The 24,480-nt window shown below is 69.1% G+C and carries 24 protein-coding genes and 2 tRNA genes; 16 read left to right on the top strand and 10 right to left on the bottom strand.

Features of this window, described 5'->3' with window-relative positions; all coding sequences use genetic code 11:
- Nucleotides 1-2: 2 nt before the first annotated feature.
- The 8 genes from BMY74_RS31990 to BMY74_RS45330 all read left to right on the top strand — a co-directional run bounded on the left by BMY74_RS31990 (nt 3) and on the right by BMY74_RS45330 (nt 10,023).
- Nucleotides 3-872 (top strand): carbohydrate ABC transporter permease, encoded by an 870-nt coding sequence (locus tag BMY74_RS31990; RefSeq protein ID WP_218159810.1) that lies wholly within the window; start codon nt 3-5, stop codon nt 870-872.
- On the top strand, nt 869-1,690 hold the full coding sequence (locus tag BMY74_RS31985) for a carbohydrate ABC transporter permease (protein ID WP_089922215.1): 822 nt from the start codon (nt 869-871) through the stop codon (nt 1,688-1,690). Before BMY74_RS31990 ends, BMY74_RS31985 begins: the two co-directional genes overlap by 4 nt.
- Before the next feature lie 16 nt (nt 1,691-1,706).
- The gene (locus tag BMY74_RS31980; protein ID WP_089922214.1) at nt 1,707-2,813 is read left to right on the top strand and encodes a glycoside hydrolase 5 family protein; all 1,107 of its coding nucleotides are present in this window, start codon (nt 1,707-1,709) and stop codon (nt 2,811-2,813) included.
- A gap of 7 nt (nt 2,814-2,820) precedes the next feature.
- On the top strand, nt 2,821-5,727 hold the full coding sequence (locus BMY74_RS31975; protein ID WP_089922213.1) for an alpha-mannosidase: 2,907 nt from the start codon (nt 2,821-2,823) through the stop codon (nt 5,725-5,727).
- Nucleotides 5,728-5,730: 3 nt separating this feature from the next.
- Complete coding sequence (locus tag BMY74_RS31970; RefSeq protein ID WP_089922212.1) at nt 5,731-6,630, top strand: glycoside hydrolase family 18 protein; 900 nt, start codon at nt 5,731-5,733, stop codon at nt 6,628-6,630.
- Nucleotides 6,631-6,748: 118 nt separating this feature from the next.
- On the top strand, nt 6,749-8,239 hold the full coding sequence (locus BMY74_RS31965; RefSeq protein ID WP_143091775.1) for a PKD domain-containing protein: 1,491 nt from the start codon (nt 6,749-6,751) through the stop codon (nt 8,237-8,239).
- Nucleotides 8,240-8,251: 12 nt separating this feature from the next.
- Nucleotides 8,252-9,727, top strand: coding sequence for a PKD domain-containing protein (locus BMY74_RS31960; protein WP_143091774.1), 1,476 nt, complete (start codon nt 8,252-8,254; stop codon nt 9,725-9,727).
- A gap of 119 nt (nt 9,728-9,846) precedes the next feature.
- A complete protein-coding gene (locus tag BMY74_RS45330; protein WP_177230017.1) occupies nt 9,847-10,023 on the top strand; it encodes a hypothetical protein in 177 nt (58 codons plus the stop codon).
- A gap of 71 nt (nt 10,024-10,094) precedes the next feature.
- On the opposite strand, the gene BMY74_RS31955 is transcribed toward BMY74_RS45330, so the two are convergent.
- The 3 genes from BMY74_RS31955 to BMY74_RS31945 are packed head-to-tail and all read right to left on the bottom strand — an operon-like array spanning nt 10,095 to nt 13,975.
- A complete protein-coding gene (locus tag BMY74_RS31955; RefSeq protein WP_177230016.1) occupies nt 10,095-11,015 on the bottom strand; it encodes an ABC transporter substrate-binding protein in 921 nt (306 codons plus the stop codon).
- Between the two features lie 54 nt (nt 11,016-11,069).
- Complete coding sequence (locus tag BMY74_RS31950) at nt 11,070-13,016, bottom strand: ABC transporter permease subunit (protein WP_089922208.1); 1,947 nt, start codon at nt 13,014-13,016, stop codon at nt 11,070-11,072.
- The gene (locus BMY74_RS31945; RefSeq protein WP_218159809.1) at nt 13,013-13,975 is read right to left on the bottom strand and encodes a quaternary amine ABC transporter ATP-binding protein; all 963 of its coding nucleotides are present in this window, start codon (nt 13,973-13,975) and stop codon (nt 13,013-13,015) included. The genes BMY74_RS31950 and BMY74_RS31945 overlap by 4 nt, the downstream gene beginning before the upstream one ends.
- Before the next feature lie 302 nt (nt 13,976-14,277).
- Between BMY74_RS31945 and BMY74_RS31940 the strand changes: the two genes are divergently transcribed.
- Entirely contained in the window at nt 14,278-15,216 is a 939-nt protein-coding gene (locus BMY74_RS31940; RefSeq protein WP_089922206.1) for an ABC transporter substrate-binding protein, read from the top strand.
- A gap of 9 nt (nt 15,217-15,225) precedes the next feature.
- Here BMY74_RS31940 and BMY74_RS31935 read toward each other — a convergent pair whose 3' ends face one another.
- On the bottom strand, nt 15,226-16,980 hold the full coding sequence (locus BMY74_RS31935; protein WP_143091773.1) for a hypothetical protein: 1,755 nt from the start codon (nt 16,978-16,980) through the stop codon (nt 15,226-15,228).
- 19 nt (nt 16,981-16,999) lie between these two features.
- Here BMY74_RS31935 and BMY74_RS31930 point away from each other — a divergent pair, with 19 nt between their 5' ends.
- Nucleotides 17,000-17,758 (top strand): alpha/beta hydrolase family protein, encoded by a 759-nt coding sequence (locus BMY74_RS31930; RefSeq protein WP_089922204.1) that lies wholly within the window; start codon nt 17,000-17,002, stop codon nt 17,756-17,758.
- A gap of 58 nt (nt 17,759-17,816) precedes the next feature.
- On the opposite strand, the gene BMY74_RS31925 is transcribed toward BMY74_RS31930, so the two are convergent.
- A tRNA-Pro gene (locus tag BMY74_RS31925) sits at nt 17,817-17,890 on the bottom strand.
- 62 nt (nt 17,891-17,952) lie between these two features.
- On the opposite strand from BMY74_RS31925, the gene BMY74_RS31920 reads away from it, so the two are divergent.
- A tRNA-Gly gene (locus tag BMY74_RS31920) sits at nt 17,953-18,023 on the top strand.
- 150 nt (nt 18,024-18,173) lie between these two features.
- On the opposite strand, the gene BMY74_RS31915 is transcribed toward BMY74_RS31920, so the two are convergent.
- Nucleotides 18,174-18,722 carry an NAD(P)-dependent oxidoreductase gene (locus BMY74_RS31915; RefSeq protein WP_089922203.1) on the bottom strand — a complete coding sequence of 183 codons (549 nt, stop codon included), beginning with the start codon at nt 18,720-18,722 and terminating at the stop codon, nt 18,174-18,176.
- Nucleotides 18,723-18,779: 57 nt separating this feature from the next.
- Here BMY74_RS31915 and BMY74_RS31910 point away from each other — a divergent pair, with 57 nt between their 5' ends.
- The 3 genes from BMY74_RS31910 (at nt 18,780) to BMY74_RS31900 (ending at nt 19,933) form a co-directional block, all read left to right on the top strand.
- Complete coding sequence (locus BMY74_RS31910; RefSeq protein WP_218159808.1) at nt 18,780-19,079, top strand: winged helix-turn-helix transcriptional regulator; 300 nt, start codon at nt 18,780-18,782, stop codon at nt 19,077-19,079.
- Nucleotides 19,076-19,411: a VOC family protein gene (locus tag BMY74_RS31905; RefSeq protein WP_089922202.1), complete on the top strand. Its 336-nt coding sequence runs from the start codon at nt 19,076-19,078 to the stop codon at nt 19,409-19,411. Before BMY74_RS31910 ends, BMY74_RS31905 begins: the two co-directional genes overlap by 4 nt.
- A gap of 147 nt (nt 19,412-19,558) precedes the next feature.
- Entirely contained in the window at nt 19,559-19,933 is a 375-nt protein-coding gene (locus tag BMY74_RS31900) for a histidine triad nucleotide-binding protein (protein ID WP_089922201.1), read from the top strand.
- Here the strand turns inward: BMY74_RS31900 and BMY74_RS31895 are convergent.
- Both BMY74_RS31895 and BMY74_RS31890 read right to left on the bottom strand, forming a co-directional pair.
- Nucleotides 19,914-20,522, bottom strand: a complete 609-nt coding sequence (locus BMY74_RS31895; protein WP_089922200.1) for an MBL fold metallo-hydrolase — start codon at nt 20,520-20,522, stop codon at nt 19,914-19,916. The genes BMY74_RS31900 and BMY74_RS31895 overlap by 20 nt on opposite strands.
- Nucleotides 20,519-21,184: a 2-phosphosulfolactate phosphatase gene (locus tag BMY74_RS31890; RefSeq protein ID WP_342718257.1), complete on the bottom strand. Its 666-nt coding sequence runs from the start codon at nt 21,182-21,184 to the stop codon at nt 20,519-20,521. Before BMY74_RS31890 ends, BMY74_RS31895 begins: the two co-directional genes overlap by 4 nt.
- A gap of 26 nt (nt 21,185-21,210) precedes the next feature.
- Here BMY74_RS31890 and BMY74_RS31885 point away from each other — a divergent pair, with 26 nt between their 5' ends.
- A complete protein-coding gene (locus BMY74_RS31885; RefSeq protein WP_089922198.1) occupies nt 21,211-21,660 on the top strand; it encodes a ribose-5-phosphate isomerase in 450 nt (149 codons plus the stop codon).
- The gene (locus BMY74_RS31880) at nt 21,660-22,460 is read left to right on the top strand and encodes an Fpg/Nei family DNA glycosylase (RefSeq protein WP_089922197.1); all 801 of its coding nucleotides are present in this window, start codon (nt 21,660-21,662) and stop codon (nt 22,458-22,460) included. Before BMY74_RS31885 ends, BMY74_RS31880 begins: the two co-directional genes overlap by 1 nt.
- A 4-nt stretch (nt 22,461-22,464) precedes the next feature.
- Here the strand turns inward: BMY74_RS31880 and BMY74_RS31875 are convergent, their stop codons facing one another.
- Together BMY74_RS31875 and BMY74_RS31870 are read right to left on the bottom strand one after the other, a co-directional pair.
- Complete coding sequence (locus BMY74_RS31875) at nt 22,465-23,199, bottom strand: hypothetical protein (protein WP_089922196.1); 735 nt, start codon at nt 23,197-23,199, stop codon at nt 22,465-22,467.
- A gap of 57 nt (nt 23,200-23,256) precedes the next feature.
- The gene (locus BMY74_RS31870) at nt 23,257-24,471 is read right to left on the bottom strand and encodes a GNAT family N-acetyltransferase (protein ID WP_089922195.1); all 1,215 of its coding nucleotides are present in this window, start codon (nt 24,469-24,471) and stop codon (nt 23,257-23,259) included.
- Nucleotides 24,472-24,480 lie beyond the last annotated feature (9 nt).

The raw sequence follows: 24,480 nt of genomic DNA, 5'->3' as shown, positions 1-24,480 counted from the left end.
CCGTGACCCACCGCCCGTACACGCCGTGGCTGTTCCTGGCCCCAGGACTGGCCATCTGCCTGCTGTTCGTCATCTTCCCGTTCTTCAACATGATCGTGCTCGCGTTCACCGACGCGAGCGCGCTGGGCGGTGGTCAGTTCACCGGCGTGGACAACTTCGTGCGAATGGCCGGGGACCCCAAGTTCTGGGCCGCCGCGCGCAACAGCCTGCTGTACATGGTCGGCGTCGTCCCGCCGCTGGTGCTGTTGCCGCTGCTGATCGCGATGCTCGCGCAGAAGGTCGTGCCGGGCATCGGGATCTTCCGGACGGCGTTCTTCACGCCGGTGATCGCGTCCACGGTCGTGGTCGGGCTCATCTGGACGTGGCTGCTCGACAGCCGCGGCCTGGTGAACAGCGTGGTGGAGGCGTTGGGCGGCACCAGGATCGGGTTCCTGACCGACTCCACGCTGCTGCTGATCAGTTCGATGGTGGTGACGGTCTGGCGCGGCCTGGGCTACTACATGGTCATCTACCTGGCCGCGCTCGCGAACGTGCCGAAGGACCTGCACGAGGCCGCGATGGTCGACGGCGCGGGACCGGTCAGGAGGTTCTGGTCGGTCACCGTGCCGAGCCTGCGGCCCACGATGGTGCTGGTCGCGGCGCTGAGCGCGGTCAACGGGTTCCGCGTGTTCTCCGAGATCTACCTGCTGTCGGGCGGCACCGGCGGGCCGGGCGGGGCGAGCACCACGCTGGTGATGCTCATCCAGTCCGTCGGCCGCGGCCTCACCGGTGAGGTCGGGTACGCGTCGGCGCTCAGCGTGGTGCTCTTCGTCATCCTGCTCGGCCTGCTGCTGATCACCCTCAAGCTCAACCGCAGGGAGGACCAGCTGTGAAGCGCGCCCACGGCTCCCTGGCACTGCGCTACCTCGGCCTGCTCGCCATCCTCGCGATCAGCATCGGCCCGTTCCTGTGGCAGTTCGTCACGAGCATCAAGGGGCCGAACGAGGACGTCTTCGTCCCCGACTTCGTCCCGGACGACCCGACGTTCGGCAACTACGCCGCCGTGGCCGACGTCGTACCGGTCTGGTCGTTCGCGCTCAACTCGCTCGGCGTGGCGAGCGTCAACGTCGTCACGAACTGCCTGGGCGCGGCCATGGCCGGTTACGCGCTGGCACGTCTGAAGTTCCGCGGCCGCCGGTTCGCCGCGGTGATCTTCGCGAGCAGCATCCTGGTGCCGTTCGAGGCGATCATGATCTCGCTGTTCCTGGTGATGCGCGGGTTCGGCCTCACCAACACGCTCACCGCGGTCGTGCTGCCCGGCGCGATCGCCGCGCTCAACGTCCTGTTGATGCGCAACGCCTTCCTCGCACTCCCCGCCGAAGTCGAGGAAGCCGCGATCATCGATGGCGCCAACGCGTGGCAGCGCTTCACCCGCCTCGCGCTGCCGTCGGTGAAGGGCACGCTGGTCGTGGTGGCGCTGTTCTCGTTCATGTTCAGCTGGGACGACTTCCTGTGGCCGCTCATCGTGCTGAGCGACCAGGAGAAGTACACGCTCACCATCGGTCTCGCGTACCTCCAGGGCACGTTCGTGCAGAACCAGCGGCTGGTCGCGGCGGGCACGATCATCGCCGTCGTGCCGCTGATCCTGCTGTTCCTGTTGCTGCAGAAGCACTTCTTCCGCGGAGTGGGAGAAGGCGCGATCAAGGGATGATCCATTGCGTTTCGGCGTGAACTACACCCCGTCCCACGGCTGGTTCCACCACTGGCTCGACTTCTCCCTCGACGACGTCCAGCGCGACTTCGAGTCCATCGCGGGTCTCGGCCTCGACCACGTGCGGGTCTTCCCGCTGTGGCCGGTGTTCCAGCCCAACCGCGGTCTGGTCCGCCCGCAGGCCGTCGAACAGCTCGCCCTGGTGCTCGACGCGGCTCGCGGAACAGGACTCGACGTCCAGGTCGACGTCCTGCAGGGGCACCTGTCGAGCTTCGACTTCTACCCGTCGTGGGTGCAGACCTGGCACCGCCGCAACATCTTCACCGACCCCGACGTGATCGACGGGCAGCGCCTCTACGTCCGCACGCTCGCCGAGGCCCTGAAGGACAAGCCGAACTTCCTCGGCTTCACCCTGGGCAACGAGGTGAACCTGCTCACCGAGTCGAACCCGTGCGTGCCCGAGCAGGCCGGCGAGTGGATCGACGCGCTGCTCGACGAGTGCGAGAAGGCCGCTCCGGGCCTCCCGCACGTCCACTCCGAGTACGACGCCGTCTGGTACGAGAGCGACCACGCGTTCCTGCCGGAGCACGCGGCCAACAAGGGCGCGATGACCACCGTGCACTCGTGGGTCTTCAACGGCACCGCTCAGCGCTACGGGCCGATGTCCGTGGAGAGCGTCCACCACGCCGAGTACCTCGTCGAGCTGGCGAAGGCGCACGCGAAGGACCCGGACCGGCCCGTGTGGCTGCAGGAGGTCGGCGCCGCCCAGCCCGAGATCAGCGCGGAGCAGGCGCCGCGGTTCGCCGAGCAAACGCTTGCGAACGTGTTGACGTGCTCGAACCTGTGGGGCGTCACGTGGTGGTGCTCGCACGACGTCGACCGTGCGTTGGTGGACTTCCCCGAACGCGAGTACGAGTTGGGGTTGTTGACGACGGAACGCAAGGCCAAGCCGCTCGGCGAGGCGATCGCCCGGATCGTGCGCGAGGCAGTGCACGAGCCGGTCGAGCGCACGCCGATCACGCTGCACGGCGACCGGCCCTCGTGGGGTCCGGGCGGCGCTTTCTTCGAAGAGTGGATGAGCCACGCGCGGGACGGCGTGCGGGCTTCGATCGAGCTGGGGTGACGACGACGTGCACGACGAACGCGCGCTGCTGGAAGAACGACTCAACCGCACGCTGAAGGAACGCATCCGCCCGGCCGTCTACGGCGAGACCGCACCGCTGGAGCTCGCCGTCTGGACCGTGCCGGACGAGCCCGTCCCGGTCGCCGAAGCCCTCGCCGCCACCTACGCACCGGCGCGGGTCGGCGACGCCTGGGGCGCGCCGTGGAGCACGAGCTGGTTCCGCCTCACCGGCACCGTTCCCGAGGCGTGGCAGGGCAAGCAGGTCGAGGTCGTGCTGGACCTCGGCTTCACCCACCCCGGCCCCGGTTTCCAGTCCGAGGGCCTCGCCTACACGGCGTCCGGTGAGCCCATCAAGGGCATCGAGCCGCGCAACACCTACCTGCCCGTCGACGGCGGCGAGGTGCTGTTCTACCTCGAGGCCGCCGGCAACCCGACGATCCTCGACTTCCACCCGTTCCTGCCGACCGCGCTGGGTGACAAGGAGACGGCGGGCACCGAGCCGCTGTACAAGATCCTCAAGGCCGAGCTCGCGGTGTTCCAGCCGCAGGTGTGGCACCTGATGCTCGACATCGAGGTGCTGCAGGGCCTGATGAAGGAGCTCCCGGACCACGACCCGCGCCGGCACAAGATCCTGCACGCACTGGACCGGGCGATGGACGCGCTGGACCTGAACGAGGTCGCCGCGACCGCCGACCTGGCCCGCGAGGAGCTGGCCGGTGTGCTGGCACTGCCCGCCAACGCCTCCGCGCACAAGGTCTCCGCGATCGGTCACGCGCACATCGACTCCGCCTGGCTCTGGCCGCTGCGCGAGACGGTCCGCAAGTGCGCGCGCACGTTCTCGAACGTCACCAAGCTGATGGACGAGTACCCGGACTTCTACTTCGCCTGCTCACAGGCCCAGCAGTACGCGTGGATGCGGGAGCACCACCCGCACGTCTGGGACCGCGTGCGGGAGAAGGTCCGGAGTGGACAGTTCGTGCCGGTCGGCGGCATGTGGGTCGAGTCGGACACGAACATGCCCGGCGGCGAGGCGATGGCCCGCCAGCTCGTGCACGGCAAGCGCTTCTTCCTGGACAACTTCGGCGTGGAGACCGAGGAGGTCTGGCTGCCCGACTCGTTCGGCTACAGCGCCGCACTCCCCCAGCTGATCAAGCTCTCGGGCTCCCGGTGGTTCCTCACCCAGAAGCTGTCGTGGAACCAGATCAACAAGTTCCCGCACCACACGTTCTGGTGGGAGGGCATCGACGGCACCCGGATCTTCACGCACTTCCCGCCCGTCGACACCTACAACTCGTCGCTGTCCGGCGAGGAACTGGCCCGTGCGTCCCGCCAGTTCGCCGAGCACGCCAAGGCCTCGCGGTCGCTGGTGCCGTTCGGCTACGGCGACGGCGGTGGTGGCCCCACCCGCGAGATGATGGAGACCGCGCACCGCGTGGCGAACCTCGAAGGCTCCCCGACCGTGCGCGTCGAACCGCCGCGCGAGTTCTTCCAGGCCGCGCAGGACGAGTACCCGGACGCGCCGGTGTGGGCGGGCGAGCTGTACCTGGAGAAGCACCGCGCCACCTACACCACCCAGGCGAAGACCAAGCAGGGCAACCGCCGCAGCGAACACCTGCTGCGCGAGGCCGAGCACTGGTCCGTCGCCGCCGCCCTGCAAGGCGCCGACTACCCGTACGACGAGCTCGACCGGTTGTGGAAGACCGTGCTGCTGCACCAGTTCCACGACATCCTGCCGGGCAGCTCGATCGCCTGGGTGCACCGCGAGGCCGAGGCCACCTACGCCCGCGTGGCGTCCGAGCTGAAAGCCCTGACCGCTACCGCCATCGACGCGCTGAAGGGCGACGGCGACGACGAGCTGACGTTCGACGTGCTCGGCGGCGACGCCCCCAGGCCGTTCGTCGCACCGGCCGGCGGCGTGCTGGACAACGGCAGGCTGCGCGTCACGATCGACGCCGAGGGCATCGTCACCTCGATCCTCGACCTGGAGGAGGACCGCGAGGTCCTGCCGCCGCACGGGTTCGCGGGCATGCCGCAGCTGCACCGCGACAACCCGAACCAGTGGGACGCCTGGGACATCGACCCGTTCTACCGCAACTGGAAGGCCGACCTGATCCCGTCCGAACGCGTGGACGCCTCGGACGGTGTCGTGGTCAGGGCGAAGTTCGGCGACTCCGTGCTCACCCAGACCGTCCGGCTGCGCGAGGGCGCGAAGCAGGTCGACTTCGACACCGAGGTCGACTGGCAGGAACGGGAGAAGCTGCTCAAGATCGCGTTCCCGCTCGACCTGCGCGCCGAGGTCTCCACGGCCGAGACCCAGTTCGGCCACCTGCACCGCCCGGTGCACACCAACACCTCGTGGGAGGCCGCGAAGTTCGAGATCTGCGCCCACCGCTTCCTGCACGTCGGCGAGCCCGGCTACGGCGTCGCGGTGGTCAACGACTCGACCTACGGCCACGAGGTCACCCGCACCACCCGAGAAGACGGCGGAACCACCACGACCGTGCGCCTGTCCCTGCTGCGCGCACCGAGGTTCCCCGACCCGGAGACCGACCAGGGCGAGCACCGCTTCCGCTACGCCCTCGTGGTCGGCGACCTGCCGGCGGCCATCGACGCCGGCTACCGCATCAACCTGCCGCCGCAGGCCGTCCGCGGCTCCGTGACGCCGGAACCCCTGGTGCGCACGGACAACCCCGCGGTCAGGGTCGAGGCCGTGAAGCTAGCCGACGACCGGTCGGGCGACGTCGTCGTCCGGCTCTACGAGGCGCACGGCGGCCGTGCCCGCGCCTCGATCAGCACCTCCTTCGCCCACACGCGGATCCAGGAGACCGACCTGCTCGAACGGCCGCTGGCCGACGCGACGGCCGAGGTGGTGCTGCGCCCGTTACAAGTGATCACCCTGCGAATCACGAGGTAGCGCATGAAGAAGCTGTTCCTGGCCCTGCTGCTGGTGGCGCTCGCCGCGCCACCGGCCCAGGCGGCCACCCAGAAGCGAACCGTCGTCTACTACCAGACCCAGTACAGCAACGGCGCGACCGGCACGTACGTCTCGCCCAAGCCCCTGCTCGACCGCGGCACCGGCGTCACCGACGTCCTCGTCGCGGCCATCCACCTCAACGACAACAGGATCGTCCACCTCAACGACCACCCGCCTTCGCACTCGCGGTACACCCAGATGTGGGCCGACCTCGCCGCGATGCAGGCCCGCGGCGTCAACGTGATCGGCATGGTCGGCGGCGCCGCGCAGGGCTCGTTCGCGCGGCTCGACACGCAGTTCGACACCTACTACCCGTTGCTGCGCGACACGATCCGCACCTACAAGCTCAACGGCGTCGACCTCGACGTCGAGGAGCGGATGTCGATCGCCGGCATCCGCCGCGTGATCGACCAGCTCAAGACCGACTTCGGCGCGAACTTCATCGTCACGCTCTCGCCGGTCGCGTCGGCGTTGTGGGGCGGCGGCAACCTGTCCGGCTTCAACTACGAGGACCTGTACCGCAGCCACGGCTCGAAGATCGCGTGGTTCAACGGCCAGTTCTACAACGGCTGGGGCAACGCGGGCAGCACCTCGAACTACGACCAGATCATCAACCGGCGGTTGATCCCGGCGAACAAGGTCGTGCTCGGCGTCCTCACCAACTCGGCCAACGGCGGGTCGGGCTACGTCTCCACGACGACCCTGAAGAACACCGTGACCAGTCTCAAGACCAAGTACACCAACTTCGGTGGCGTGGCGGGCTGGGAGTACTTCAACTCGCTGCCGGGTGGCACCGCGGAGCCGTGGCGGTGGGCGAGCGAAGTCACGGCGATGCAGAAGTAGGCCGTTCGGGGCAACTTGCGGCGGGGTGGTCAACTTCCACCCCGCCTGGCGCATCATGTGCTCGAGTGCCTCCGTCGGGGGAAGGTGGGGGCAGGGGGTTTTGGGGGGTCTTTTTCGCATGCCTTCTTGGAGATCGATCGCGGCTGTCGTCGTGGTCGCACTGGGGATCGTCACTCCGGGTGTCGCGCACGCGGCGCCACCGTCGAACGACGACATCGGCGCCGCGACGCCGATCACCGCGCTGCCGTTCACCGCGCAGCAGAGCCTGTCGGAGGCGACCACCGCCTCCGACGACCCCGGTGCGTGCGACGGCTACTCGCCGCGCGGCTCGGTGTGGTTCAGCCACACCGCCACCGAGGACGGGTTCCTGCGGATCAGCACGGACGGCAGCAGCCGGCAGCTGCTCACCACGGCGTTCACCGGCGAACGAGGTGATCTCAGGTACTTCCCGAACAACTGCACCTCGGCCAACAGCAGGCCGATCACGTTCCGGGCGAAGGCCGGCACCCGATACCACTTCATGGTCAGCGACTCCTCCACGCCGGGTGCGCAGGTGAACCTGACGGTCCAGCGGGTGGCACCGCTCGCCAACGACGACTTCGCCGACGCGCAGTCCGTGCCGTCGCTGCCGTTCAGCACGCCGGGCCCTGACCTCGCGCTGGCCGGCTACGAGACCGACGAACCGGCGGCGCAGGGCTGCTCCGGTGCCGAGGGATCGCCGAGCGCCTGGTACTCCTACACGCCCGCGACGACCCAGTCGGTGCTCGCCCGCGTGCAGACGAACGGCAGCGGTCCCCGCCTCGCGATCTACGACGGCCCGTCGCTCACCGGACTGCGCCTGGTCGGGTGCACCGGCGCGAGCTACTACGACGGCAAGGCGATGCGCCTGAACGCGGGCACGACCTACTACATCCAGGTTTCCGGCCCCACCTACAACTCCTCGCCCGTCACGGTGCGGCTGGACGAGGCGCCCGCGCTGCGAACGTCCGTCTACGCGGACTCGTCGGGGGACCGGTCGGTCTACGAGACCGTCGGGTTCACCCTCGACCACTCCGCCCAGTGGGGCAACGCGGTGACCTCCGTCGTCGACTTCGGGGACGGCACCACCTCGGCGCCCACCGGTGAGGAGCAGGTCGGGCACCGCTACTCGGTGGACGGCGTCTACACGGTGACGGTCAGCGCCACGTCCGCCGACGGCCGGACCGCCACGGACACCACCACGGTGACGGTGAAGACGCACGACGTCGCGATCACCAAGTTCACCCCACCTTCCTCGGCACGGGCCGGGCAGCAGAAGCAGATCACCGTCCAGGTCGGCAACACCCGGCACCTGGAGAAGGCCACGGTCACGCTGTTCCGCAGCGACGGCGACTGGTGGAAGGAGGTCGGTGTGCTCACGCTCGACGTGCCGGCGCACCCGACCCGCAAGGTCTCCTTCCCGTTCGCGTACACCTTCACCCCGGAGGACGCCGCGATCGGCAAGGTGACGTTCCGCGCCGTGCTCTCGCTGCCGTACCCGGTGCAGGACGCACGCCCGATGGACAACGAGGTGATCGCGATCGCGACCACCGTCCGTCCGGCGGCCACGACCACCGCTCTCGCGAACTGACCTGGGGGAACCATGAGACTGTCCACGCGTTTGCGCGTGTCGGTCGTCGCGCTCGCCGCGGCGGTGACGGCGGCGCTGGCACCCGGTGTCGCGCACGCCGCCCCGCCCGCGGGCGACGACTTCGACACCGCCACCGAGATCACGGCGCTGCCGTTCAGCGCGACCATCGACACCACGGGTTCCACCAAGGCGCCGGACGACCCGACGTCCTGCTACTCCTCCAGCCAGGGATCCGTGTGGCTCGAGTACACGGCTCCCAGCGACGGCATCGTCCGCGCGAAGGCGCAGAGCGGCCGCTACGGACCGCTCCTGTCCGTCCACACCGGACAGCGCGGCGCGTTGTCCATGGAGCCGGGCACCTGCACGTACAACGTCGGCGGTGCCAAGTCGGTGCACGTCGAGGCGGGTAGGACCTACTACTTCCTGCTGGCCGAGCACTACGCGGGCGCGGGCGGTCCGGTGACGTTCACGCTCAGCGCCTCCGGGCCGGAACCCAACGACAGCAGGGCTTCCGCCGCGGTGGCGTCCCTGCCGTCCACGTTCGACGGCGACCTGTCCCGGGCGACGGCCGAACCCGGCGAGGTGCCGCCGAGCTGCGACACCGCGGCGACCCGGTCCGTCTGGTACTCCTACACCACGACCCGCGACCGGTTCGTCCAGGTCATCACGCAGCGGGCGGCGATCAGCGTGCACCTCGCGACGGATCTGTCCGAAGTGGACTGCGTGTCGTCCGAGGCCGAGGACCAGGGCGCGGTGTTCGCGGCCGAGGCGGGCCAGACCTACCTGGTGCGGCTGGCCGAGGACGCCGAAGACGCCGGCACGTTCACGGCGTGGCTCCAGACCGCTCCGGAGATCAGCCCGTTCACCTACGTTTCAGGCTTCCCGTCGGTCTACGCCGACCTGTGGTTCAACAACTATCCCGGCGACCCGGCGGGCCGGCCTCTCGTCAGCGGCACCGTCGACCTGGGTGACGGCACGACCCACCCGGTCACCACGCCCGTGTTCCAGCACCGCTACGCCAAGGACGGCACGTACCGGGTCGTCACGACCGGCACCACGGCCGACGGGCGCACCGGGTCGAGCGAGACCGAGGTCAAGGTCGAGACGCACGACGTGTCGATCGCGGCCCTGACCGTGCCCACGTCGGCACGGGCGGGTCAGACGAAGCCGATCAAGGTGTCCGTGGCGAACACCCGGTACGCCGAGGACGTCAAGGTCACGTTCTACAAGGTCGGCGTGAACGGCGCCTACGACCAGGAGATCGGGCACTCCACCCAGCGGGTGGCGGCGTCCCCGACCGGTCAGGTCGTGTTCCCGTTCGCCTACACCTACTCCGCGCAGGACGCGGCCACGGGCGCGGTGACGTTCCGCGCGAAGGCCGTGATCGAGAACTGGTCGCCGGGTGACCCGAAGCCCGACGACAACGAGGCCCGCGCCACGACGGCCACCGTCCGTCCGGCGGCCGGTGGCAACGCACGAACCGACTGACCGGTCGCGGCCTTCGGGTAAGGGGTTCGCGGCGATGCCTTAGGTGATCGTCCGATGCAAGCGGCCACCCCTCAGGAGCACTCTCATCGTTGTCAGCAACGACCTGAGGAGTGAGTCAGATGGAGTGGACGCCCGAGGCGATCAAGGCGGAGATGGACTACCGGCAGGAAGCCCTGCGGGAGGACGCCCGCCGCGTGCGGGAGTACTACCGCAACGGCGGGAAGCCGCGGTCGTGGTGGCACCGGATGACGCACCGCCACGAGCCCGAGGTTCCCGCCGGACCGAAGGCCGCGTGATGCCACAACAGCAGCGGGGTGTGGTTCCTCTCGTCCAGGAACCACACCCCGCTGCCGTGCTCGGGCTCTGACTAGGCCTTGGGCAGCCACGCCTTGATCTTGTCGGCGTTGGCGTCCGCCCACTTCTTGGCGGCGTCCTCGGGCTTCATCTTGTCCTCGGCGATGTACTTCGCCACGGTGTTCTGGTCCTCGTTGGTCCACTTGAAGTTCTTGACCAGCTGGGCGGCGGGGCCGTTGGCGTCGGCGAACTTCTTCGACACGATCTTGTCGAGGTCGTAGTCGGGGTAGTCGCAGGCGATCTTCTCGGCGTCGGCGTCACACCCCGCGGTGTACGGGGGCAGCTTCACCTTCTCGAGCTTGATCTCGTTCAGCAGCCACTGCGGCGAGTAGAAGTAGCCGATGACCCACTTCTTGTCCTTCTCCGCCTGGCGGAAGGCCTGGATCAGCGCGGTCTCGCTGCCGCCGTAGACGACCTTGTAGTTGAGGTTCAGGTTCTTGACCAGGGCCTCGTCGTTGGTCACGAACGACGGGTCGCCGTCGAGCAGCTGGCCCTTGTCGCCGGACTCCGAGGTCTTGAACTGGTCCGCGTACTTGTTGAGGTTGTTCCAGTCCAGGATGTCGGGGTGCTCCTTGGCGAGCCACGGCGGCACGTACCAGCCGATCTGCCCCTTCACGCCCGTGGAACCCGCGCTGACGGCCGTCTTCTGCTCGTCGATGTACTTCTTGCGCAGGTCGTCGTGGCCCCAGTTCTCGACCACGGCGTCGACCTCACCGGTGCCGAAGCCCTGCCAGGCGACCTCTTCCTTCAGCTCCTTCTTGGTCACCTTGCACTTGAGCTCCTTCTCGGCCACGTACGCGAGCACGGCCGCGTTCGCCTCGTAACCGACCCACGGGTTGATCGCGAGGTTGAACGTGCCGCAGTCGCCGGTCGCACCCGAGGAGGTGTCACCGACCTTGGCGCCACCGCAACCAGACAGAACCACGAGCGCCACGAGCCCTGCGCTCACAGTTCCGAGCACGCTGTGCCTTGCCACTGTCCAGACCTCCTAGTTGGTCCACCGCTTGGCGGCCGCCTGGGTGAGGCGGTCGAGCATGACGCCGAGCACGACGATCGCGACACCGGCCGCGAGCCCCTTGCCGTACAACTGGCCCTGCGAGAACCCGGCCACCACGTCGTAGCCGAGCGCGCCGGCGCCGACGAGACCGCCGACGACGACCATCGAGAGCACGTAGATCAGGCCCTGGTTGGCGGCGAGCGTCAACGCTCCGCGCGCCATGGGCAGCTGCACCTTCACGATCGTCTGCCACGAGCTCGACCCCAGCGCCGTGGACGCCTCGACCGTCGCGGGCGAGACCGCCCGGATGCCGTCCGCGATGATCTTGATGGCCACCGGTGCGGCGAACACCACCGCGGCGATGATCGCGGTGAAGCGCGACGCGGAGAACAACGCGAGGAACGGCACCAGGTAGACGAAGGCGGGCATGACCTGCGCCGCGTCGAGGACCGGGCGGATGACCCTGTCGGCCCGCCTGCTGCGGCCCATCCACACGCCGACGACGACCCCGAGGACCATCACCAGGATCGTGGCGACCAGCGTGGACGCCAGCGTGATCATCGAGTCCTGCCACAGGCCGGTCGCGATCAGCAGCGCGACGCACGCGGCGGACACGACCGCGGACCGGACGCCGCCGACCAGGAACGACACCGCGACGACCACCAACGCCACCAGGAACCACGGCGACTCGGCCAGCAGCGCCTGCAGCGGGTTGATCAACGCGAACGTGACGAAGTCCTTGAACCCGCCGGTGAGCACGGGAAGCGAGTCCTGCGCCCACTCCGTCACGGCCGTCGCACCCTTGTTGATCGAGCTGCCGATCTCCACGTCCGACTGGAACTCCGCCGCCCACAGGTAGGTGTAGGAGAGGTAGACGCAGACGGCCGTCACGCCGGCACCGCCGAACAACGCCCAGCGGGGAAGCCCACGGCGTTCGTTCGCGGCGGCGGTCGTGACGCGGTCCAGCACGATGGCCAGCACCACGATCGCGAGGCCCGCGTTGAACGCCGTGCCGACGTCGAGGGTCTGCAGCGCCTTCACGACGGTCTTGCCGAGGCCCGGCGCGTCGATCAGCGCGGCGATCGTGACCATGGCCAGCGCGGCCATGATCGTCTGGTTGACGCCGAGCACGATGGTCTTGCGCGCGGACGGCAGCAGCACCTTCACGAGCGTCTGGTTCCGCGTCGCGCCGAGGGACTCGCTCGCCTCGACGGTGTTGCGCGGCACCGAGCGGATGGCGTGCGCGGTGATCCGGATCGCCGGCGGGGCGGCGTAGATCAGCGTCGCGATGGTCGCGGACGCCGGTCCGATCAGGAAGAACAACGTGAGCGGCGCCAGGTAGACGAACGTCGGCATCGTCTGCATGAAGTCGAGCACCGGCGTCAGGAGCCGGTGGGCCCGGTCGGACAGGCCCGCCCAGATGCCCAGCGGAATGCCGATGAGCAACGAGATCACGACGGCCGCGAGGGTCAGCGAGAGCGTGTCCATGCTCTCCTGCCACAACCCCTGCAGGCCGAGGAACACGAAGCCCGCGACGGCGAGCAGCGCGACCCGCCAGCCGGCGACCGCGAGGCTCACGAAGCCCGCGATCGCGACCACGCCGAGCCAGCCGATCACCGGCACCGGCCTGCCGAACGACGGCTGCGCGATCAGGGCCTGCACGAACGTCACGAACTCGTCGATGACGAGCCGGATCTCGTTGAAGAAGTACAGGAACACGGGGTTCGAGTTCCTGGACGCGCCTACGGCGTCGTTGACGTCGTTGATCCAGCGGTGCAGCGGCGTCAGGTCGGCGGCGCCGAGCGAGAGCGTCCAGACGTTGCGGAACAGCACCCACAGCACCAGCCAGGCGACGACGATCCCGGCGAGGACCAGCGACTTCCTGTGCTGCAACGCCCTGGGCTGCGAGGTGGGGGCGGCGACGGCTACCAAGATCACGCCTCCCCGGCCACGACCCCGAGGATCTCCTCGTCGGCGACGACCCCGAGCAGTTCGCCGTCGCGGACGACCTTCACCGGCCTGCCCGCGCTCAGCACGCTGCGCACCGCTTCCCGCACCACGGTTTCCGGCGCCAGCTCGGGACCGTCGAGGTCGTCGTCGGGCCGGGGCGGCCGCATGATCCACTTCAGCGTCAGCACGTTCGAGCGGGGCACGTCCCTGACGAAGTCGCGCACGTAGTCGTCCGCCGGCGCGCCGACGAGCTCGTCCCCGGTGCCGACCTGCACGACCTTGCCGTCGCGCATGATCAGGATGCGGTCGCCGAGCTTGAGGGCCTCGCTCAGGTCGTGGGTGATGAAGACCATCGTCTTGCCGACCTCGCGGTGCAGCCTGATGACCTCGGACTGCATGTCGCGCCGGATCAGCGGGTCGAGCGCGGAGAAGGGTTCGTCGAAGAACAGGACGTCGGGGTCGCCCGCGAGTGCGCGCGCCAGACCGACGCGTTGTTGCATACCACCGGAAAGTTGATCCGGGAAAGACTTCTCGTAACCGGTCAGCCCCACCAGGTCGATCACTTCCTGGGAGCGCTCCCCACGTTTCGCGCGCGGTACCCCGCGGATTTCCAGGCCGTAACCGACGTTGTCGGCGACCGTCCTGTGCGGAAGCAGACCGAAGTGCTGGAAGACCATGGAGAACTTGTTCCTGCGCAGGTCTCGCAGACGTTTCGCGTCTGCTTCGAGAATGTTCTCGCCTTCGAACGTGATCGTTCCAGTGGTCGGTTCCACGAGCCTCGTGAGACAACGGACCAGTGTGGACTTGCCCGAACCGGACAATCCCATGACGACGAACATCTCACCGGGAGCGACGTCGAAGTCCACTCCGCGCACGGCGGCGACGGCACCGGTCCGGTCCATCAACTCCTGCCGTGACAACGCTTTGAGCTCGTCCGATGCCGCCACCCGAGCTGCGCTGGGGCCAAAAACCTTCCACAGGTCCCTGACCGAAATCACGGGATCCACGCCAAACCACTCCGACCTGTTGCGGACTGCGCACACCGTTTCTCGATGCGCGACAGCATTGACCTTCACACGAGTACGGTCAAGGGCTGATACAAATCTGATCCTTTGTGGACAACCGGTCATCCCATGACTTGACGCGATCTCGTGGATGGGGAAAAGCTGAACTGAGCGGTCTTCTGCACCGCTTCTTCCCCTCCGACGAGGAGCTGTTGTTCGTGCAAGCGCCCAGAATCGCTCTGGCAATGACGCTCGTGTTGACGATTGCCGGTTGTGGCGGTGGATCAACGGCATCACCGCGCTCCAGTTCGGCAGCACCCACCGAGCCCTGCGACTCGATCACCATCGCGGTCAACCCGTGGGTCGGTTACGAGGCGAACGCGGCCGTCGTCGCGTACCTCGCCGAGAAACGGCTCGGCTGCAAGGTGACGAAGAAGGAAGTCGACGAGCAGACCGCCTGGCAGGGCCTCGACTCCGGCGAGATCGACGTGATCCTCGAGAACTGGGGTCACGAGGACCTGAAGCAGAAGTACGTCGACGAGAAGCGCTCCGCCGTGCGGGTCGGCCCGTCCGGCAACAAGGGAGTGATCGGCTGGTACGTGCCTCCGTGGATGAAGAAGGAGTTCCCGGACATCACGAACTGGCAGAACCTGAACAAGTACGCCGAGAAGTTCAGGACGGCGCAGTCCGAGGGCAAGGGCCAGGTGCTCGACGGCGACCCGTCGTTCGTCACCAACGACGAGGCCCTGGTCAAGAACCTGGGCCTGAACTACAAGGTCGTCTACGCGGGCAGCGAGGAAGCGCTGATCAAGGCGTTCCGCCAGGCCCAGGAGAAGAAGACGCCGCTGATCGGCTACTTCTTCGAGCCGCAGTGGCTGCACCTCGACATCGAGCTGGTCAAGGTCGACCTGCCGCAGTACCAAGCCGGGTGCGACGCGGACGCCGCCAAGGTCGCCTGCGACTATCCGCGCTACGAGCTCGACAAGATCGCGTCCAAGAAGTTCATGGACAAGGGCGGCCCCGCGGCACGGCTCGTCCAGAACTTCCAGTGGAGCAACGACGAGCAGGACACCGTCGCGTCGTTCATCGCGAAGTACAAGATGTCGCCCGACGAGGCGGCGAAGCGGTGGGTCGAGGCGAACCCGGACCGGGTCGAGGACTGGCTCACCAAGGCCAAGCCGTAACTTTCGGCCTCAACTCCTGCCGCGCGACCACCACTTCTCGTCAGGGCCGGAGATGTCCTCGACGCTGAGCCTCCGGACCGATCCCGCCCGCCTGAGCCGGGCGACCAGCTGGTCCTGTCGTTGCGCGAGCCGGCGGTAGATCTCCACGGCGGGGGTCTCCCGCCGGCCCTGCCGCCTCTCGACGGTCCGCCAGTTGCCGAGGAACTCGAGCGTGAGGTCGGCCACCGCCTGCCCGGCGTGCGCGGTGAGCGTGTCGGCCGGCGAGGCGAACCTCCCGGCGTGGAACGCGAGGTTCCTGGTGACGTAGAGCCACTCCAGCAGCGCGGCGGCGGTGTCCTCCTGTTCGCGCAGCCACGCCGCGAGGGCCTTCGAGTCGGCGAGCCTGCCGCGCCACAGTTCGACGAGGTCCCGCACCAGACCGCCCTCGCTCTCCGCGAGTGCGGTCACGGCCTCCTGGGCGGCTGCGAGCGGCGCGTGCGGGCGGGTGTGCGGGATCAGCACCTCGAGCCACGAGTCGACCGATTTCAGGTGGTGCTTCACGCCGGTGGTCGGCACCTGCGCGTCCAGTGGCCCGCGCAGCCCGGAGTCGTGGTTGGTGACCACGACGTGCAGGCTGACGAGGTGCTGCCGCAGCATCTGCAGAGCACAGCCCTTGGCGAGCCACGCGATCTTGCCCGGGTCGAGCCCCGTCGCCTCCAGCGCGCTCCACGCGAGCCCTGCGCCCGCCATCGGGGCGTCGACCTGCCGCGCGAGGTTCGCGACCCGCATGGCGCTGCGCAGTTCCTCGGGCCAGTACGCGGTGAGCGGGTAGGCGTTGTTCACGGTCCGCTGGTGCTCGGCGCCCCGCGTGACCCGCCCGCTCGGCCCGCTGACCTGCCAGAGCGGCGCGATGTGCAACTCGGTGAGCCGCTCCCCCGCCGCGTACTGGTCGAGCACCTCGCTCAGCACCCGGCGCCCGCGCAGCGCGGCCGTGTGCACGTCCGCGGCCTCGACCGGCAGCCGCACCAGCACCGACGACCCGGTGACGGCGTCCTTGAGGAAGTCGTCCTTCGGCAACCTGGTGCGGTGCAACGGCTCCTGCCGCGCCTGCGGCAACAACTCGTCCAGGTGCCTGAGGTGCCGGGCACCCCGCACCACGAGCGCCACGACGTGCCGTTGTTCGCGCGGCCACAGCAACGCGGCCAGGTCACCGGGCTTCTTGAGCCACCGCAAGAGGTCCGCGCGCAGGTTCCGGCCGTCCCGCCCGTGCACCGCCACGACCACGGCGACCTCGGCGATCATCCTGGCGCGCAACGGAAGCGCGACCCCGTTCCACAGTGGAGCGACCCACCCCTTGACGGCCTCCGCCAGCGCGTCCGGGTCGAGCTTCGCGGCCGCCGCTGCCGCGACCTGCGGATCCAGCTTCTGCCCGTCCTTGGCGATAGCGGCGTCGACGCCCTTGAGGATCCTGCGCGCTCCGGCGAGTTCGCCCGCCCCGCCGTGGACGAACGCCGGCTTGGCCGCGTCCATGCACGCCAGTGAGGTGGTGACGATGCGCCGCAGGAGGTTCCACCGGGGCTGGTCCTCCGTCGCGTGGCTCTCCAACGCCGTCCGCGCACGCGTGACCGCGAGCACGGCGCTGGTGAGCCCGGCCACGTGCTCACCGAGGTGCGCGTCCGGGTCCAGCGCCCGCAACACGCCCTGCAGCAACGCCCGCTGCCCGCGATCGAGCCCGGCGTCGTCGAACGCCTGCCGCAGCCGGCCGTCGAGGTACTGGTACCGCACGTGACGCACCATAGAGGTCATGAACAACCGGAAAGCGGTCTTCGAGGGCACCCACGGCCAGGAACTCGCGGGCCGCCTGGAACTGCCCGAGGGGGACGTGGTCGCCACCGCGGTGTTCGCGCACTGCTTCACCTGCGGCAAGGACTCGGTGGCGGCCACCCGCATAGCCCGCGGGCTCGCCGAACGGGGCGTGGCCGTGCTGCGGTTCGACTTCACCGGCCTCGGCCAGTCCGGCGGCGACTTCGCCAACACCACCTTCACCTCGAACGTCGACGACCTCGTCCGCGCCGCACACCACCTGCGCGACACGATCGGCGCCCCGAGCGTCCTCATCGGACACTCCCTGGGCGGCGCCGCGGTCCTGTCCGCAGCACACCAGATCCCGGAGGCACGCGCGGTCGTCACGATCGGCGCCCCCTTCGACACCTCCCACGTCGAGCACCTCTTCGGCTCGTCGAAGTCGCGGATCGAGGCGGAAGGCGTGGCCGAGGTGCTGCTGGCCGGCCGCCCGTTCCGCATCAGCAACGACTTCCTGCTCGACATCAACCAGCAGAACCAGACGGCGTGCATCTCCGGCCTGCGCCGGGCCCTGCTCGTCATGCACTCCCCGCAGGACGACACGGTGGGCATCGAGAACGCGCGGCTCGTCTTCGACTCGGCCCGGCACCCGAAGTCGTTCGTGGCGCTGGACGGGGCCGACCACCTGCTCACCGACCGGGCCGACGCGGGCTACGTGGCGGAGGTGCTGGCGGCCTGGGTGAGCCGGTACCTGGCCTAGGAGGCCGGACGTCGAAAGCCCCCGACGGCACGTGTCGTCGAGGGCTTTCGTCAACCGATCGGGGCGACAGGATTTGAACCTGCGACCCCCCGCTCCCAAAGCGGGTGCGCTACCAAACTGCGCCACGCCCCGGTTGCAACCACCTTACCGCCACCCGCTAAAGTAACGACCGCAGCCCCACACAGGGCGGCAACGCGGGCGTAGCTCAATGGTAGAGCCCTAGTCTTCCAAACTAGCTACGCGGGTTCGATTCCCGTCGCCCGCTCGTGACCGAGGCCGACTCGTGTCTGCGGAGGGCGCAGACCGGGTCGGTCTCTTGCATTTTCCTCTGGGGGCCGAGCCCCCAGACCCCCACGCCGGGGGCCCGCCCCCGGACCCCCATCTCCCGGGTCGGCCAGTTGGTTCGTGACTCAGGTCACGCTGAGGCTATGCCCAGCTGTGTGTGGCGGTGGGTTGGGTGGTCGATCTCGTCCACCACTGCCAGGGCGAAGTCCTCGTAGGTCAGGGTGTCGGACGGGTTCGCCTCGCTCAGGCGGTAGCGGCCCGTCGGGGTGCCGCCGAAGTTTCCCGCCGGGCTCATCACCAGCCAGTCCGCGGTGGACGCGGCCAGCACCTCCACTCCTGCCGCGTGGCCCAGGCAGAACGGCCTGAACTCGGCCGGGAAGTCCGGGGAGTCGACCACGCGCACGCCCGGTGCCGTTTCGAGGAGGGTGTAGATGCCGACCACGATGATGCGGCCCGCGCCCGAAGCGACCAGGGCTCGGGAGACCTCCGTGTAGAACTCCGCCGGGTCGCGCGCGAGGTCCACCACCGAGCTGACCGCCACGTCGTGGTTCGCAGCCACCTCCGGTCGCACGCCGGGGTCGCGGCCGACCCTGGTCACCTCGTGGCCGCGGGCCTGCGCGGTGTCCGCGATCTGGAGGCCCGCTCTGCCGGACGCACCGAAAACAACGATCTTCGCCATGAGCGCGAAGGTAGGGTGCGGACAGCCGGTTTCCGCAACGATATCGGGGGTGAGCAGGTGGAATGCACGCACGACCTGCCGTACCGCATCGGTGACAAGTGGACCGCGCACGTGTTGCGGGCGCTGCAGGACGGGCGGCGGCGGTTCACGCAGCTCCGTGCCGAGATGCCGTGGGTGACGCCCAAGGTGCTCGCCGAGACGTTGCGGGCGATGGAGCGCGACGGGACGGTTTCGCGCGAGGCGTTCGTGGAGAACCCGCCGCGGGTCGAGTACGAGCTGACGGCGCGGGGGCGCAAGGTGCTCGGACTGCTCGACCTCTGTTGTGACTGGGCACGAGAGAACCTGGTGGAGACGTGAGGCTGGAACAGATCGTCATCGACAGCAACGACCCGGGCAGGCTCGTCCGGTTCTGGGCCGAGTTGCTCGGCGGTGAGCCGGTGAACCGCGAGCTCGGGTGGGCGCACGTCGAACCGCCCGGCGGGGTGCGGATGTCGTTCCAGCCCGTGCCCGAGCGCAAGGACGTGAAGAACCGGCTCCACCTCGACTTCGAGGTCGACGACATCGAGGCCGCGGTCGTGAGGGCGGTGAGCCTCGGCGCCACCCGCGAAGGCGTCGTGCACACCGACGACCAGGGCAGCTTCCAGGTCATGCGCGACCCGGAGGGCAACGAGTTCTGCTTCGTCCACTGAGGAACTAGTGGAACGCCCGCCAGAGCGCCTCACCGAAGCGGATCGCGAGGACCAGGAGCAGCACGCCGATCGCGAAACTGATGAGGCACCGCACGACCACCAGCAGTTTGGTGCCCTTCACGCGGCCATGATTCACCGTCGGCGGGCATGAACGACAGGGCCCATCGGTACCAATACGATGCGGGCGTGACCGACTGCCTGTTCTGCCGCATCGTCGCGGGCGAGATCCCGGCGACCGTCGTGGCCGAGACCGACACGACGCTCGCGTTCCGCGACATCGACCCCAAGGCGCCCACGCACGTCCTGGTGATCCCCAAGGAGCACCACACGGCGATCGGCGACGTCGACCCGCTGCTCGCGGGGCAGGTCCTCGCCACCGCGCACCAGGTGGCGAAGGCCGAGGGGATCGACGAGTCCGGCTACCGGCTCGTCTTCAACACCGGCAGGGACGGCGGCCAGACCGTCTTCCACGTGCACTGCCACGTCCTGGGCGGGCGCGGCCTCACCTGGCCTCCGGGATAGCCATCTCCCTCACGAACTGAGCGTCGACGGGGTCTCCGTGGCCCGGCACGACGACGCGCGGGTCCAGTTCCAGCAGTCGGTCGAGGACGTGGCGCCAGTTCGACGGCGTCGCGTCCGGACCCGCCTGAGCGGGCGCGCCCTGCTCCACCAGGTCACCCGCGAACACGACACCGCAGTCCGGCACGTGCACGACCACGTCGTGCGAGGTGTGCGCGGGGCCGAAGTGGTGCAGGTCGACGCGCCGCCCGCCCACGTCCAGCGTGACGGTGTCGCGGAACGTGTGCGTGGGCGCGACGAGAGTGCCGGTGAAGGGGTCGTCGTAGTACTTCGCGCGGTCTTCGAGCAGCCCGGCGTCCACGACGCAGTCCTCGTGCGCCCACACCTCGCACGGCAGGAACGCCTCGGTCGCCAGCACGTGGTCGAAGTGGTTGTGCGTCAACACGATCCGCGACGGACGCACCTCGCGCGCCAACGCGACGTCCATGCCGGAGTCCACGAGCAGCGACTCGCCGTCCCCCACGACGAGCCCGAGCGTCAGGTCGAGTTCGTCGTGCCGCCGGACGAACACGCCCGGAGCGATCCCGATCACCGCAGGACCCCGTCGACCAGCACCGGGACGGCGCTGCTGACGTTGATCCGCACCGCGAGGTCGACGTCGGCGCGGTGGCCGTTCTCGACCAGCTCCCGGCCCGACCCGCAGTCCCGCACCGCGGCCGGCACGTCGGTGGTCCGGAACGCGGTGGCCGCGAGCCGCGCCTCCGGCGACGCCTTCCCCGCCAGCGCCGCGATCACCGCGCCCGCACCCAGGTAGTCCTCGACGCACGGGCGCAACGGCCCGAACTCGCGCGGACCCGAGTTGAGGACGTCGAGGCCCCAGCGCTCGCCGCCGGGGACCACCCCGATGGTCTTCCCCAGCTCCTGGGCCCTCCTGGCGACGGCGGACGCGTTGCGCAGGCACGCCGCCAACACGTGTGCGCCGGTCTCCCCCGCGAGCGAGCAGAGGTTCGACCCGTTCGGCGACGGCAACTCGACCAGCCCGGTCGCGTCGACGAGTGACGCTGGTCGCAAAGTCCGGCCCGAAGCGGGCTTCCAGCGGGACGGGCGCACCTGGCCCCCGTTGCCGACGACCAGGTCGACGGACGTGGTGAACGACAGGACGTCCACGACGACCAGCACGTCGCAGTCCCGCAGCGCGTGGACGCCCTCGGGCCCCCATTCCAGCTTCAGCTGGTACCCCTCTTGGCTGAACACACACACCAGCGTGTCAGACTCGTGACGTGCGCGTTTATCTGGCAGCAGACCACGCTGGCTTCGAGCTGAAGTCCCACCTGTCCAAGGCTCTCACCGAGCAGGGCTACGAGGTCGTCGACGTCGGCGCCCACGAGTACGACGCCCAGGACGACTACGTGTCGTTCTGCGTCGACGCCGCCGAGAAGGTCGTCGCCGACCCCGGCAGCCTGGGTGTCGTCATCGGCGGCTCCGGCAACGGCGAGCAGATCGCCGCGAACAAGGTGAAGGGCGCCCGCGCGGCACTGGCGTGGAACGTCGACACGGCGCACCTCGCCCGTCAGCACAACGACGCCCTCCTGGTCGGCATCGGCGCCCGCCAGCACACGACCGAGGAGGCGACCGAGATCGTGTCGGAGTTCCTCAGGACGCCGTTCTCGGGTGAGCCTCGCCACCAGCGCCGCATCGACCAGGTCAGCGCCTACGAGAACAGGGCCTGATGCCCGAAGGCCACACGCTGCACCGCCTCGCGCGGCTGCACCAGCGCCGGTACGCGGGCGGGCCCGTCGCCGTCACGAGTCCGCAGGGGCGCTTCGCGGCGTCCCTTGTGGACGGGCGGAAGCTCGTCCGCGCCGAAGCGCACGGTAAGCACCTGTTCCACGTGTACGGCCCGGACGCGATCGTGCACGTCCACCTCGGCCTGTACGGCACGTTCACCGAGTCGCCGCTGCCGGTCCTGCTGCCCGTGGGCCAGGTCCGCATGCGGATGGTCGGCGAGACGCACTGGACGGACCTGCGCGGCCCGACGGCGTGCGAGGTGCTGAACAAGGCCGAGGTCAAGGCGATCCGCGACCGGCTCGGGCCCGACCCGTTGCGCCGCGACGCCGACCCGGACCGCGCCTACGAGCGGATCATCCGGTCGAAGCAGTCGCTGGCCGTGCTGCTGATGGACCAGAGCGTCCTCGCGGGCGTCGGCAACGTCTACCGCGCCGAGGTGCTGTTCCGGCACAACGTGAACCCGACGCTGACCGGCAACAAGGTGAGCCGCGAGCTGTGGGACGCGATCTGGGCCGACCTCGTCGTGCTCATGAAGGACGGCGTGAAGGTCGGGCAGATCAACACCGTGCGCCGCGAGCACATGCCGAAGGCCATGGGCCGGGCGCCGCGCGTGGACCGGCACGGCGGTGAGGTGTACGTCTACCGCCGCGCCGGGGAGCCGTGCTTCCTCTGCGGCACCGAGGTCCTGACCACCGAACTCGCGGGTCGCAACCTCTTCTGGTGCCCGGTCTGCCAGCCGTAGCGGGCTAGAAGTCGAACCCGCCGCCCATGTCGCCGAAGTCGAAGCCCCCGGTGTCGCCCATGTCGACGGCGTCGGAGACACCGCCCATGTCCCCCATGTCGCCCATGCCCATGTCGCCCATGCCGTAGTCGCCGACGCCGTGCATGCCGGAGAACATGGCGTCCATCAGCAGGAACGTGCCCACGCCCCAGGCGCCGGCCACGAGCGCGGGCTTCCACCACGGCTCGGAGTACCAGCCACGCGGCACCGGACGTCCGGCCACCATGCCACCGGGGTAGTAGTAGGGCGTGCCCGAACCGGAGTGCGGCGACGCGGCGTACTGGTGGCCCTCGACGCTGACCTGGCGGTCCTCGCTGACGGCACCCGCCTGCTTCTGGCCCGCGCTCTCGGGCAGCGCGGGACCGGGGTCCATGTCCATGGCCTGCCGGGCCGCGCGCACGTAGTGCAGGCCCTCCATCGCGGTCTCGGTGACCAGCTTGGCCTGCGGGATCGTGCGGGCCTGCTCCATCTGCGACCCGGCGGCGGTGAAGCGCTCGGACGCGTCGGCCAGTGCCTGCGTCGCGGCGGCGTTGCTGCCGGTGAGGCTCATCACCTGCCCACCCAGCCGCTCGACCCAGCGACGTGCCTCCGCCTTGGCGTCGTCGAGCTCCCGCGCCTTGCGCGCGTTGCTCTGACTGACCAGGTAGAACACACCAGCGACCAGCAGTACCAGCACTACGACCCACACGACGGTGCCCACGGCATTACCTCCCACACCAGGTAATCCGTCAACGAGCAACAACGGCCGCGAGTTCCGTCAGAACACCTCGGGGCAATGTGGCTCACGTGTGCCGAGGAACGCCAACGTCAGCGCGTCCACGTGTCCGGGTGTGTGCTCGACCACGCGGTGTGCGTGCCTGAGCACGGAAAGCCGTAGCCCGCCGAGGAAGACACTGCCGAGCGCGGCGATGTCCAGCGACACGTCCGCCGGGTCGTCGGTGCGCGTGACCGCCGCCTCCCCGTTCTTCACCGTGAAGCGCCAACGGCCGGAGTTCCACGGGCAGAACGAGTCCTCGACCTCCAGCACGCTGTCCACATCGGACGAGTACGCGCGCAGCGGCAGCGCGCGGTCGACGTCGACGATCCGGATCCACAGCGCGTCGGTCGCCTCGCGGCGGACCTTCCGCGGGTTGTCGACCATGTGCAGGACCGGGTCGTCCCAGGCGGTGTAGAAGGAGATGCTCGCCGCCAGGTCCATGTCCAGCAGGAACCGGTAGAGGTCGGCGTACGCCTGGTCCGTCTCGCAGACGAGCTCGCGCACGTGCAGTTCGTTGGCCGGACCGCCGGAATCCCCCGCGTACTTGACCCGGAACACCACGTACCCCTCGGGGTGCAGGGCGTACCGGTAGGAGGTGAGCCCGTTGCGGTCGACCTCGCGGTCCCCCAGCTGCACGTCCCACGTCTGCTCGACGCGGCTCAGCCAGCCGACCCGCCTGCGCCACACCAGTTCGTGGATCTCGCGCATGACCGGCAGCGCTTCTTCTCGCGTCACCTGACGGATCCGTGCGTCGCTCACATGCACGTTGTTGTGGAACGGCATACGCGTCGGCATCGTCAGCATGGCAAGGCTTGTGGCGTATTCGCCGTACCCATACCTGCGGTAGATCGCCCCCTCGGACGCCCACAGCATCGCGAGCGCCTCACCGTTCTCGTGCATGCCGTGCAGCTGCGTCTTCATCAGCAGCGAAGCCACGCCACGACGCCGATGGCCGGGTTTCACCGACACGACGGTCACGGCTCCGGCCGGGGCTTGGCGTTCACCCGGAACGGTGATCTGCCGGCTCAGGATCGCGGCGGTGCCGATCATCTCGTCGTTGTCGAACACCGCGTGCGCCCGGTCCGGTTCGAGGACCTTGAGCCACTTGCTGTCCTCCCCCGCCGGATCGCTGAGGAAGGCCCACGCCATCACCCCCTGGAAATCGCGGAGGTCGGCTTCGGTGATGGTCCGGATGCTCAGCGCCGAGTCAGCCATGCCCGCAGT

This window comes from Lentzea albida (genome assembly GCF_900111005.1).
Classification (GTDB): domain Bacteria; phylum Actinomycetota; class Actinomycetes; order Mycobacteriales; family Pseudonocardiaceae; genus Lentzea; species Lentzea albida.
This window is presented reverse-complemented; position numbering and strand designations above follow the sequence as displayed.